Origin of the sequence: Xenorhabdus thuongxuanensis (assembly GCF_001908095.1) — a bacterium.
Lineage (GTDB): Bacteria > Pseudomonadota > Gammaproteobacteria > Enterobacterales > Enterobacteriaceae > Xenorhabdus > Xenorhabdus thuongxuanensis.
Genome location: NZ_MKGR01000006.1, coordinates 22,383 through 34,599, shown reverse-complemented (window position 1 = coordinate 34,599; position 12,217 = coordinate 22,383). Strand labels below are relative to the sequence as shown.

10 protein-coding genes are annotated in these 12,217 nt (G+C 41.5%); 2 read left to right on the top strand and 8 right to left on the bottom strand.

Features of this window, described 5'->3' with window-relative positions; translation table 11 throughout:
• Positions 1–11: 11 nt before the first annotated feature.
• Genes Xentx_RS05640 through Xentx_RS05630 form a run of 3 tightly spaced genes read right to left on the bottom strand, consistent with a single transcriptional unit; the run spans position 12 to position 4,052 of the window.
• Complete coding sequence (locus Xentx_RS05640) at positions 12–1,781, bottom strand: SmdB family multidrug efflux ABC transporter permease/ATP-binding protein (RefSeq protein WP_074019305.1); 1,770 nt, start codon at positions 1,779–1,781, stop codon at positions 12–14.
• Positions 1,774–3,522, bottom strand: coding sequence for a SmdA family multidrug ABC transporter permease/ATP-binding protein (locus tag Xentx_RS05635; RefSeq protein ID WP_074019304.1), 1,749 nt, complete (start codon positions 3,520–3,522; stop codon positions 1,774–1,776). Before Xentx_RS05635 ends, Xentx_RS05640 begins: the two co-directional genes overlap by 8 nt.
• A 56-nt stretch (positions 3,523–3,578) precedes the next feature.
• Positions 3,579–4,052, bottom strand: a complete 474-nt coding sequence (locus Xentx_RS05630; protein ID WP_074019303.1) for an Lrp/AsnC family transcriptional regulator — start codon at positions 4,050–4,052, stop codon at positions 3,579–3,581.
• Positions 4,053–4,174: 122 nt separating this feature from the next.
• On the opposite strand from Xentx_RS05630, the gene Xentx_RS05625 reads away from it, so the two are divergent.
• Together Xentx_RS05625 and queC are read left to right on the top strand one after the other, a co-directional pair.
• Positions 4,175–5,227: a PLP-dependent cysteine synthase family protein gene (locus Xentx_RS05625; RefSeq protein ID WP_074019302.1), complete on the top strand. Its 1,053-nt coding sequence runs from the start codon at positions 4,175–4,177 to the stop codon at positions 5,225–5,227.
• Positions 5,228–5,259: 32 nt separating this feature from the next.
• Positions 5,260–5,958, top strand: coding sequence for a 7-cyano-7-deazaguanine synthase QueC (gene queC, locus Xentx_RS05620; RefSeq protein WP_074019301.1), 699 nt, complete (start codon positions 5,260–5,262; stop codon positions 5,956–5,958).
• A 75-nt stretch (positions 5,959–6,033) separates the two neighbouring features.
• Here the strand turns inward: queC and Xentx_RS05615 are convergent, their stop codons facing one another.
• The 5 genes from Xentx_RS05615 to lon all read right to left on the bottom strand — a co-directional run bounded on the left by Xentx_RS05615 (position 6,034) and on the right by lon (position 12,066).
• Positions 6,034–6,441 carry an acyl-CoA thioesterase gene (locus Xentx_RS05615; protein ID WP_074019300.1) on the bottom strand — a complete coding sequence of 136 codons (408 nt, stop codon included), beginning with the start codon at positions 6,439–6,441 and terminating at the stop codon, positions 6,034–6,036.
• 149 nt (positions 6,442–6,590) lie between these two features.
• Positions 6,591–6,974, bottom strand: coding sequence for a ComEA family DNA-binding protein (locus Xentx_RS05610; protein WP_074019299.1), 384 nt, complete (start codon positions 6,972–6,974; stop codon positions 6,591–6,593).
• A 163-nt stretch (positions 6,975–7,137) separates the two neighbouring features.
• Positions 7,138–9,018 (bottom strand): peptidylprolyl isomerase, encoded by a 1,881-nt coding sequence (ppiD, locus tag Xentx_RS05605; RefSeq protein WP_074019298.1) that lies wholly within the window; start codon positions 9,016–9,018, stop codon positions 7,138–7,140.
• Positions 9,019–9,192: 174 nt separating this feature from the next.
• Positions 9,193–9,468 carry a nucleoid-associated protein HU-beta gene (hupB, locus tag Xentx_RS05600; RefSeq protein WP_167366746.1) on the bottom strand — a complete coding sequence of 92 codons (276 nt, stop codon included), beginning with the start codon at positions 9,466–9,468 and terminating at the stop codon, positions 9,193–9,195.
• Positions 9,469–9,711: 243 nt separating this feature from the next.
• Positions 9,712–12,066 carry an endopeptidase La gene (gene lon, locus Xentx_RS05595; RefSeq protein ID WP_208607543.1) on the bottom strand — a complete coding sequence of 785 codons (2,355 nt, stop codon included), beginning with the start codon at positions 12,064–12,066 and terminating at the stop codon, positions 9,712–9,714.
• Positions 12,067–12,217 lie beyond the last annotated feature (151 nt).

The following is a 12,217-nucleotide window of genomic DNA, read 5'->3' as shown; positions in this document are numbered from 1 at the left end:
AAATATGCACACTAAACGTGCACTGATTCATTCAACGTCTCACCAACTTGCTGGAGTTGGTACATTTGATAATAGCGTCCACGCTTTTCCAGTAGCTGGTGATGCTGACCTTGCTCAGCAATTGCACCACGATGTAGCACTAATATGGAATCAGCCTCAGTAATGGTTGAAAGACGATGAGCAATCACCACTAATGTCGTCTGTTTGCGGATCATTCTCAAAGCCCTCTGTATTGATTGCTCTGTCCCAGAATCAATATTCGCGGTTGCTTCATCCAAAATAAGGATCTGTGGCGTTTGCACTAAAACTCTAGCCATTGCTAAAAGCTGTTTTTGGCCTGCTGAAAGTGTATTTCCTTGTTCTCCTAAAACGGAATTCAAACCATCTGGTAAATTACGAACAAAGTCAGCTAATTGAACCAATTCTAATACTTCCCATATTTTCTCTTCGCTGATATCCCGCCCTAGCGTGATATTGTTGAGAAATGAAGCAGCCAGAACAACAGGGTCTTGCTGCACCATTGCCACCCCATTACGCAGCACTGCGTGAGAAAGCGAAGATATGGAGCGCCTGTCAAGATAGAGCTCACCGTCTTGCCACGGATAGTACCCCATAATCAAATTAGCCAGAGTACTTTTTCCACTCCCTGTATGCCCGACCAAGGCCACAAACCCATGTGGAGGAACATGCAGGTTAATATCTCTTAAGACAAGTTTGTCACCGCGATAAGCAAAGTTTAAGTTTTCAATATCAATACTGCCACTTTCTAACACTCGCAAATCATTGCCATATTGCTGCTGTGGGCTATCCATCAGTTCGAAAACACGTTCTCCTGAAACCACTGCTTGTTGTAATACTGATTGCTGTGAAGTCAACTCAATCAGTGGTTCATTCAATCGCCCAAGATAGTTAATAAAAGCATACAGTACACCAACACCAATAGCCTCAGTACCTTTGATGCCAAACAATAAAAGCAAACCACACAATATTGCGGCAGAGAAGAAACTCAATAATGGCCTTAATAAGATGCCATCTAACCGTAAAGCCTGCATACGAGCCTGATAATGTGCTCGGTTGGCAGCCAACATTTTCTCACCAAAACGAGCTTGCTGACGAAATTGTTGAATCACACTCATTCCATTGATGATTTCATTGAAGCCATCGTTAATATCAGCCAGATAACCGCGAACCCGCCTAACTATTGGAGTACTAAGACGCTGATAGATAACCATCACAAGCAAAACTGCTGGAAATATTAAGATCGCAACACATGCCATACGCCAATTTAAAACAAACATGGCTATCAGCATGGCTCCAATCAGTGCAATACAGTGAAATACCATTGGAATCACATTAACAAACAGATCTTTAATGACCTCAGTATCATTTGTTACGCGAGATATCAGTTGTCCAACTGGTTGAGTATCAAAAGCACTTAATGGCTGACGTAATGCTGAATCCATCACATCAGTACGAAGCTCCTGCACTACTCCCACAGATGCCTGATTAAAAAGTAATGTTTGATAATAGTGTAAAACGGCAACGATAAGCTGCAAAATCAAGAATACCGCTGCAAGTCCACTAATAATATCGAGCGGTAAATTCCCAGTTGCAACCATATTGTCGATAAAATAGCTTACAAGCAGAGGCCCACTAACTTCTGCCAATGCAGCAATCCATAACATCAATACAGCAATTAGCATCGGTTTGCGGTAATTTTTGCCGTAAGAAAGCAGGCGCTTTAATGACGGCCATAACTTACCTATATAAGTTTTAGTCATTTTCTCCACCCAATGCAGCTTCTAGTTGTTGGTAATGGTACATATCGGAATACCAGCCTGATTGAGCAATAAGCTGCTTATGCTGGCCCTGTTGTACAATAGTGCCATGTTGCATAACCAAAATATTATCTGCTTCTGTTAATGCCGACAGCCGGTGCGCGCTGATAATAACAGTGCGCTGTTGCCGCCACTGGCTAAGGTTTTTCATAATCTGGTGTTCCGTGTGCCCATCAACGGCTGACAGGGCATCATCAAGGATTAAAATCTCCGTATCTAACAGAAGAGCCCTGGCAATGGATATACGCTGTTTTTGCCCCCCTGAAAGCATCACACCGCGTTCTCCAACTTCCGTTTGGTAACCTTGAGGCAGCCGCAAAATATCATCATGTACACTTGCTAAACGAGCGACTTCTTCTATTTGCTCTTGGGTTGCATCAGGCCGTCCCAGCGCAATATTACCTGCAACCGTATCCGAAAATAAGAAAGGAGTTTGGTTGACAATAGCCAATCGTGAACGCCACTCTTCCATTCGAAGAGCAGAGATATTTTTTGACTGGAAAAGGATAGCTCCATCGGTTACATCAAACTGCCGCTGCAATAAAGCCAATAAAGTACTCTTCCCTGCCCCCGTTGAGCCACAAAACCCCAACAACTGACCAGGTTCTAGTTGGAAATGGATATTTTCCAAAACAGGTTTATCACTTTGAGGATAAATAAATTTATTGATATTTACCTGTAAACTTCCCCGCTCTGAAGACAAAGACAACACGCCATCTTCGGTTACCAGTGGTTCCTGCAACAAACTGCGGATACGTGCATAAGCGGCACTTCCTCTCTCAACAATGTTGAACATCCATGCTAATGCCAACATAGGCCATATCATCAATCCCAGATACATTACAAAACTGGTCAGTTCACCAAGGGTCATGGAGCCATTCACTACCATCCAACTCCCTCCACCAACAGCCAAGAGATTTGAAACAGTAATAGCAATAAAAATAGTGGGATTAAAACGCGCATCTATACGTGCAACACGCATATTCTTACGCCCTGCATCAATAGCAACTTCTTCAAACTGATTAGATTGCAGCTCCTCCAGTCCAAACGCTTTTATCATACGGATACTAGTCAAACTTTCCTGCGCGTGGTTATTCAAGGCAGAGAATGCGCCTTGCGCAGATTTAAAACGATGATGAAGCTGATTACCATAATGCTGGATCACCAAAGCCATAATGGGCATCGGCACTAGTGATAACAATGTTAATTGCCAACTAATATTCACGCTCATTACAATTAGGACAGAGCACCCCATGACTAAAGCATCAACCAAAGTAAGGACTCCCTCACCTGCGGCAAAAACAACTCTGTTAACATCATTTGTTGCGCGAGCCATGAGATCGCCTGTTCTATGGCGCAAATAAAATTCAGGATTTTGGCTACTCAGACGCCAATAGAAGTCACTACGCAGTTTAACAGCTAGCCGATAAGAAGCCCCAAACAACCATACACGCCAAACATATCGCAAGCCATAGATTGCCAAAGCAATGAACAGCATTAGCCCCAGCCATATCAATAGTTGACGGAAGGTCATTGTTTTTGTGCTAATGCCATCAACGATAAACCCAACCAAGCGGGGAGGAATAAGTTGCAGCACTGCAATCAAAACGAGGAAAATGACAGCTCCTAAATAACGCCGCCACTCACTAATAAAATACCAGCTTAATTGTGAAAATAATCTCACACATCTATTCCCAAGGTAAAAATGAAAGGGTTAGCACCTACCGACCAAAGGGATCTTTATGATGTTACTGAATCTGGTATTGGTAGCGCCGTTGTATATTTGATCTTTTCCATGGCAAAGTTAGAGGTAACGTCAATCAAACCAGAAACCCCATTTACCATGCGTTTGTAGAAACGATCATAGCTTTTCATATCAACAACTTCTATATGCATCAGGTAATCATATTCACCAGCCATTCGATAAAATGTTAAGACTTCTGGCATCTCTTTTACAAAGGAGACAAACTGTTCATACCATTCACTATTGTGTTGCTGAGTTTTAATCATCACTATCACTGTCAAACCCAAGCCGAGTTTTTCCCCATTTAACAAGGCAACCTTGCCAACAATATAACCTTCATCTTCAAGTCGTTTAAGGCGCTTCCAACAAGGTGTCGAAGTCAAATTAACGGCTTCAGCCAGTGCGTTTAAGGATAGACTACAATCTTGTTGGAGCAGTTCTAGTAGCTTACGATCTATTTTATCTAACATATCTAAATCCTATAGAAATATTTCCCAAATATAACGGATTTTTTCAGAAAAATAACAATCTATTTCTCCAAATGTAAGGGTAATCTATATACCACTACGGTATTATTATTTAGGGTCAATTTATGTCGTCTTTATGGGCTACAAATGCCATAAAAGCTATCCAAGCTGATTATCAACGCAGCGCTGATACACATCTCATTCGTCTTAATCCCCCAATATTTCCGGGTATTCATCTCTATCTCAAAGACGAGAGCACTCATCCCACTGGTAGCCTCAAACATCGGCTTGCTCGTTCCCTATTCCTTTATGCTCTTACTAATGGTTGGATCCAAGAAGGAACGCCTATTATTGAAGCTTCATCTGGAAGTACTGCTGTTTCGGAAGCTTATTTTGCCCGCTTACTTGGTTTACCATTTATTGCAGTTATGCCTTCCTGTACTGCTAAACGCAAAATTCAAGAGATCGAATTCTATGGCGGTAAATGCCATTTTGTAGAGCATTCCGCCTTGATTTATCAAGAATCAGAGCGCCTGGCAAAAGAGCTTAATGGCCATTACATGGATCAGTTTACCTATGCCGAGCGAGCGACTGACTGGCGAGGAAACAATAATATTGCAGAAAGTATTTTCCGCCAGATGCAACTAGAACCTTTTCCTGAACCAACTTACATCGTTATGAGTGCAGGAACGGGTGGCACATCTGCGACATTTGGTCGTTATATTCGCTATCAGGGATATAACACTAAACTCATTGTTGTCGATCCAGAGAACTCCGTCTTCTACGATTGCTACCATCAAAACCGCCATGATCTTTGCGGAAGTACTGGCAGCAAAATAGAAGGAATTGGCCGCCCACGCGCAGAGCCTTCTTTTATTCCTACGGTTATCGATGACATGATCCAAGTTCCCGATCCTGCCACAATTGCAACCATTTATTGGCTGGAAAAATTAATTGGCAGAAAAACAGGGGCATCAACAGGAACTAACGTCTGGGGAGCTTTACAACTCGCCAAACAAATGCACGATAACAACCAACAAGGGGCAATTGTGACATTACTCTGTGATAGTGGAGAACGCTACCTTGATACTTATTACAACCCAGAGTGGGTTCACAATAATATTGGTGATATCACACAGTATCTAACACAACTACCCAAGTTAAACGGTTATGAGTAACATATCTCCTTCAATTTACAGAGGTAGGTATCATGAAACGAGCCGTTGTTGTATTCAGTGGTGGACAGGATTCCAGCACTTGTTTAATTCAAGCACTCCACCAATATGATGAAGTCCACTGTGTCACCTTTGATTATGGACAGCGTCATCGTGCTGAAATTGACGTAGCTTGTCGTATAAGCAAAGAATTGGGAGCTACTGCCCACAAAGTACTTGATGTTACTTTATTGAACGAGCTCGCAATCAGTAGCCTGACTAGAGACAATATTCCTGTACCCGATTTCAGTGAAAGTGAAAAAAGCGGCCTCCCAAGTACTTTTGTGCCTGGCCGTAATATATTATTTCTAACTCTGGCGGCAATTTATGCTTATCAGGTTGAAGCTGAAGTCGTTATTACTGGCGTTTGTGAAACAGATTTCTCGGGTTACCCAGATTGCCGTGATGAATTTGTTAAGGCTCTCAATAAAGCAGTAAGCCTTGGTATCGCTCGTGATATTCGTTTCGAAACTCCTCTAATGTGGTTAAACAAGGCAGAAACTTGGGCATTGGCAGATTATTATCAAAAATTGGATTTTGTTCGCAATAGAACCCTTACGTGCTATAACGGGATTCAGGGCGATGGATGTGGTGAATGCGCTGCCTGCCACCTCAGGGCTAAAGGATTAAATCATTATTTAAGCAATACCCAAGCCACAATGCTAGATATGAAATCCAAAACACATCTCAGTTAGTCAAAATTTTTATCTCAGTAATATAATCCGTGAGAGGTTCCACGAGCCTCTCATTCAACATTTTTATCTTAATAGTTATTCGGCATTGTTTTTATATGCTTCCATCCTTTCTCTTAATTCACCTTCTAAAACTAATGCTTTTTGCGTTTTCAAATCAATACAAGCAAATGTAGTTAAAGCATCTGTAATAATTTGATTATCACTCCGGCGTATAATTTCCTGAAAGAATGTACTACTTTTGTTACGTAACTCTCGCATTGAGGATTTCACTTCCAGCTCATCCGTGATCACTGCTGGATGACGATAATTAATATTGATATTCACCACAACAAAACCAATATTTCTACGATTTAACCATTGCAGAGTGTCATCTTCAGTAAGTAGATCCCAGCGAGCAGCTTCCATAAATTCCAAATAACGAGCATTGTTCACATGCTGAAAAAAATCAACATGGTAACCCCTGACTTTGATAATCGTGCTCATTGCTATTTTTTTCCTTATACTCATCCGACCAGATAAAATATAACAATAGCAAAACAATTTAATTACAATAGTGTTCAATCAATTATTCTTGATCGATATCACAGCCCTCTTGATTAAATGACTGCCAATTCACAAGAGGGCCTGAGCACTTAGTAAGTCAATTTATCTCGATTTTTCTCTATAAAAATCGGACCAATACCTTGTACTTCCTGTAATTGTTCTATTGCTGTAAAAGGGCCATATTTTTCACGATACTCAATAATCGCCTGTGCTTTTTTAGTTCCAATACCATTGAGTTCTTTCGCTAACTCTTCAGAATTTGCTGTATTAATATTAACAATACCCTTTCCCTGTATATGCTGGCCTGAAACTTGCTCTCCTCCCTCTTTCACCTTATTATCTTCAACGGTGGTTTTAACAGGTTGTCTCACTATTTTATCAGTAGATTCATCAACAGTAGCTGCATGAGTTAACGGTATGCTGATACATAATGCCATCATAAGTGAATTAAATAATATCCTTAAATATTTCATGTAAATCTCTCCATGTTTTATTGGTGCATGTTTTGTTGGTGAAAGAAAGATTGCCACAACAATATTTTTGGGCAATAAGCAAGGCTTGGATATGCGAAAGGCCACGAAAGTGGCCTTTTTCAATTACTATTTTGCAAAAACAAATGCGAGTAACTTCGCAATTTTATTCAAGTTGACCGAATTTAATATCCGCATCATCACGTAAATTCATTATTAGTGACTCCAGCATGATGTTACCTGTCTGATACTGATAACCCACTATATATTGTTTGAGCAGATCATCTGTAACAGATCCCGGAACAACTTTATCTAATTGGATAAACACAACGTTACCCAATTCATCTTGTGCTAATCCATATACAGGCTTACCCTCTTTAGGGTGAGGTAAAGTGAACGCTACATCGGTAGCCTGATTGGTTTGAGCCAGATGTTTTATCACGGTAGGTTGCTCGAACTGAATTCCCGCGGTTTTCAATGCTTGCTCACCTTTGCCTTCTTTCAGAGCAGCCAGTAGTTTTTCACTTTCAATCTGAAGTTGTTTTTCTGCTTTCTGGCGTTTCACCAATTCAGTAACTTCAGGTTTAGCCTGTTCAAGCGATTGGACTGTCTCAGGCTTAACGTCGTCAACACGCAGAATAAAAGCTCTATCGCCTTCAACCGAAATGACATCAGAGTTAATTCCTGTCGCTCCTTTGTCATCAATCAAATTGCCAGAGAAAATAGCCTGAACAACTTGGTTGAAATTAATGTCAGTCGGAACATGATCGCGATCAAACCAGTCAGTGATCACAGCTTGATAACCCGCCGCTTTTTCTGCTGCTGCCAAAGACTCATTATCATTCGCTGCAGCATCACTCACTTTTCTCTGTAATACATAGAACGCATCAACCGCTTTTTCTTGCTTAACAATTTTTTCTATTTCCGGGCGCACATCCGCCAACAGTTTGACTTCCTGAGGTTTAATATCATCTAAACGGAAAATTGCATATCCATTAGATAATTTGACTACGTCGGAAAGTTGCCCTTTCTGTGTCAAATTCACTGATTTGAGCTCATTAGGCAGAGAGCTTTCTTCCATCCAGCCCAAATCACCACCCTTTTGAGCAGAAAATTTATCAGTCGATTTTTCTGACGCTAATTGACTAAAATCAGCCCCTTTCTTTAACTCATCCAAAATCGATTTAGCGGCATAGTCTGAATCCAGTTGAATAAAGCTATACTTCTTCTGTTCAGGCTTAGTATATTTTACCAGGTTGTTTTTATAATATTTTTCAATATCAGCATCAGATACAGTGACATCTTTCAATTCATTAGCTGCATCCATTTTGATATAACTGACTTTCACTTTTTCCGGCACAGTGAAATGCTTACTATTTGCGTCATAGTATTTTTTCAGCTCTTCATCGGTAATTGTTTGCTTCTCTTCAATTGACTTCAATTCAAGAGTCGCAAAACGCACTGTCCTTTCTTGCAGAAGCAATGCCGCTTCCCGTTTTATTTCTGGTGGTAATGCAATTTCCGCACCTATAACAACTTGCTTTAATTGACGATTAATCAGTTCCTGACGAACCTGTTCCGCAAAACTATCAGGGCTGATGTTTGAATGGGCAAGCCAGCTTAAGTACTCCTGATATTTGTTGTTATCAAATTGGCCGTCAGTCTGGAGAAACGGTAGATTACGTATCTCCTGTACAACCTGATTATCGCTTGCCGATAAACCCAGCTTACGAGCATATTGTTCAATCAAAGTAGCATTGATAAGTCTCTCCAATGATTGGCGACGAAGCTGCTGTAGCATCTGCTCATCGCTTAACAACGTTGAGAATTCATCTCCCAGCTTTTCCTGCTGAACATTTTTTTCTTGTAAAAATGCCTGCTCTAGCTGAGCACGACTAATGGTTTGGCCATTCACTTTGGCAGCATAACTACCACTTTCGCTTGATAAGTAACCGGTTACACCCGTCACCAAGAAAGTCAGGATAATTAGAGCCAACACAATTTTGAGCACAGGACCGTTTGCCGCCGTGCGTAGGTTGTCCATCATAAAGACGTAAAACTCCGCTTTAGTGAAAAAGAAACTGTCATATTACGACAATTCAAACGCTAAGAGAAAAAAAGCGCACCAATCAATTGATGCGCTTATATTCTAGCCTATCAACACGACCCAGTCAGTTGAAGTTTATTGCAATAACAAAAACCAAGGCCTGTTTCCTGCTCATTAGCCATTAACAGCGTCTTTTAAACCCTTTCCAGCTCGGAAAGCAGGTACTTTTGCTGCTGCGATCTTGATTTCCTTGCCTGTCTGGGGGTTGCGTCCTGTACGCGCAGCACGTTCACGTACAGTAAACGTACCGAACCCCACTAAAGCGACATCATCACCGTTTTTCAATGCACCAGATACGGAAGAAATGAATGCATCTACTACACGTCCCGCTACTGCCTTAGAAATATTGGCATCAGCAGCAATTTTGTCGATCAGTTGTGACTTATTCACTCTTATCATCCCCATTTTAGTATTACTATCGTAACGGAAACCGACTTACAACGGATAACACGACAGTTCTACTGTCATATCAATCCTTTTCCAGTATTAGCAAGAAATCATGGAACGGCAAAAAATTTAATCAGATAATTAGACTAGTTTAACTTAATGACACAAAAAAAGGCTGGCAAGCCTGAATTTGCTCACCAACCTGAATTTTATACACAATTCTTGAATTAGCTCACTATTTTTGTACTATTTTAGTGATACTACTTCTGCGCCAAATGTGGGTTCCTGTAAAGCTATAGATAAAACATCTTCTATACGCTTAACGGGATGGATCTCCAAATCTTGGATCACATTCTGTGGGATTTCTTCTAAATCTCGTTTATTGTCATCTGGGATCAAAACCGTTTTAATTCCCCCACGATGTGCTGCCAACAGTTTCTCTTTCAGGCCACCAATAGGCAGAACTAAACCCCGCAGAGTAATTTCCCCTGTCATGGCTACGTCAGCACGAACTGGATTACCCGTCAGACAAGAAACCAACGCTGTACACATTGCAATACCCGCACTTGGGCCATCTTTTGGGGTCGCTCCTTCCGGTACATGAACATGAATATCACGTTTCTCATGGAAATCAGAGCTGATACCTAGCTTATCAGCACGAGCACGAACAACTGTCAATGCCGCCTGGATGGATTCCTGCATCACTTCACCCAATGAACCGGTATAAGTCAATTTACCTTTACCTGGTACACTGGCTGTTTCAATCGTCAGCAAATCACCACCAACTTCTGTCCACGCCAGACCAGTTACCTGACCAACTCGATTTTCTGTATCAGCACGGCCATAATCCACTTTCTGTACACCCAGATAATCTTTCAAGTTATCCGCATTAATTTCGATGTGCTTAAGTTTCTTATCCATCAACAATGCTTTGACCGCCTTACGACACAATTTAGAGATTTCACGCTCCAAACTACGAACGCCAGCCTCACGAGTGTAGTAACGGATAATGCCAATAATTGCACCATCATCGATAGTTAATTCTTCTTTCTTCAGTGCGTTACGCTCGATCTGTTTTGGCAGCAGATGACGTTTGGCAATATTCAGTTTTTCATCTTCGGTATAGCCCGATAGGCGAATGACCTCCATACGATCCAGCAATGGAGCAGGAATATTCATGGAGTTAGATGTTGCCACGAACATGACATCGGAGAGATCGTAATCAACTTCAAGGTAATGATCGTTAAATGCTACGTTTTGTTCAGGATCAAGCACTTCTAACAGTGCTGAAGCTGGGTCACCACGCATGTCGGATGACATTTTGTCGATTTCATCCAACAAAAACAGTGGATTTTTAACCCCTACCTTGGACATTTTCTGGATTAATTTGCCAGGCATGGAGCCAATATAGGTTCGACGATGACCACGGATCTCTGCTTCATCGCGTACGCCACCCAATGCCATACGCACATATTTACGCCCAGTTGCACGTGCGATAGAACGGCCCAATGAGGTTTTGCCCACACCAGGAGGCCCTACCAAACAAAGTATTGGCCCCTTAAGCTTGCTAACGCGGCTCTGTACCGCAAGATATTCAAGAATACGTTCTTTGACTCGCTCCAAACCATAATGATCTGTATCCAGCACTTCCTGAGCTTTTACTAAATCTTTTTTTACCTTGCTACGTGAAACCCAAGGAACTTGCACCATCCAGTCAATGTAACTACGAACAACCGTTGCTTCAGCCGACATCGGAGACATCATTTTTAATTTCTGCAATTCAGCTTCGGCTTTTTCGCGTGCCTCTTTCGGCATTTTCGCGTCTTCGATCTTGCGTTTCAGCGTCTCATATTCATCAGGTGCATCATCCATCTCACCCAATTCTTTCTGAATCGCTTTCATTTGCTCATTCAGGTAGTACTCGCGCTGGCTTTTTTCCATCTGTTTTTTAACGCGATTACGGATACGTTTTTCTACCTGCAACAGATCGATTTCTGATTCCATCATTGCTATTAGATATTCAATGCGCTCAACAACATTAGACATTTCTAAAACTGTCTGCTTGTCGTTGATTTTCAAGGGCATATGTGCAGCGATGGTATCTGCCAGTTTTGCCGCATCTTCAATACTGTGTAACGATGTCAGTACTTCTGGTGGGATCTTTTTATTCAGTTTGACGTAACCTTCAAACTGGTTAATTACTGTTCTTACCAGAACTTCTTGCTCACGTTCATCAACGTCAGGGGATTCAAGGTGTTCAACTTGTGCATAGAAATACTCGCCATTATCCGTCAAGGTGGTAATGCGAGCACGCTGCAAGCCTTCAACCAGAACTTTTACTGTACCATCTGGCAACTTTAACATCTGTAAAACAGAAGCCACTGTGCCTACGGAGAAAAGATCATTGACTCCAGGCTCATCAGTGGATGCTTCTTTTTGCGCGACCAACATGACTTGTTTGTCATGCTCCATTGCTGCTTCCAGGCAATGAATCGACTTCTCACGCCCAACAAACAGAGGGATCACCATATGTGGGTAAACCACTACATCGCGCAAAGGCAATACAGGGATTTCTATGCGTTCGGAACGCTCAGGATTCATAGAGCTCTCTCTTCGTTTAGCTTTCGCCAGTTTTATAGGAATCTCGTGAAACACGGTTTTCACGAGTTTCACTTCAAAGAATATAAAATATATGGGGACAGGAATCTGACATTCAATAGCCTATGACTGTAAAAAACAAAATGAGGGAAAG

What these genes read in the sequence shown, in the direction of transcription:
- Xentx_RS05625 (WP_074019302.1), top strand. Translation starts at nt 4,175, where the DNA reads ATGTCGTCTTTATGGGCTACAAATGCCATAAAAGCTATCCAAGCTGAT.
- Xentx_RS05630 (WP_074019303.1), bottom strand. Translation starts at nt 4,052, where the DNA reads ATGTTAGATAAAATAGATCGTAAGCTACTAGAACTGCTCCAACAAGAT.
- queC (WP_074019301.1), top strand. Translation starts at nt 5,260, where the DNA reads ATGAAACGAGCCGTTGTTGTATTCAGTGGTGGACAGGATTCCAGCACT.
- lon (WP_208607543.1), bottom strand. Translation starts at nt 12,066, where the DNA reads ATGAATCCTGAGCGTTCCGAACGCATAGAAATCCCTGTATTGCCTTTG.
- Xentx_RS05610 (WP_074019299.1), bottom strand. Translation starts at nt 6,974, where the DNA reads ATGAAATATTTAAGGATATTATTTAATTCACTTATGATGGCATTATGT.
- ppiD (WP_074019298.1), bottom strand. Translation starts at nt 9,018, where the DNA reads ATGATGGACAACCTACGCACGGCGGCAAACGGTCCTGTGCTCAAAATT.
- Xentx_RS05615 (WP_074019300.1), bottom strand. Translation starts at nt 6,441, where the DNA reads ATGAGCACGATTATCAAAGTCAGGGGTTACCATGTTGATTTTTTTCAG.
- Xentx_RS05640 (WP_074019305.1), bottom strand. Translation starts at nt 1,781, where the DNA reads ATGACTAAAACTTATATAGGTAAGTTATGGCCGTCATTAAAGCGCCTG.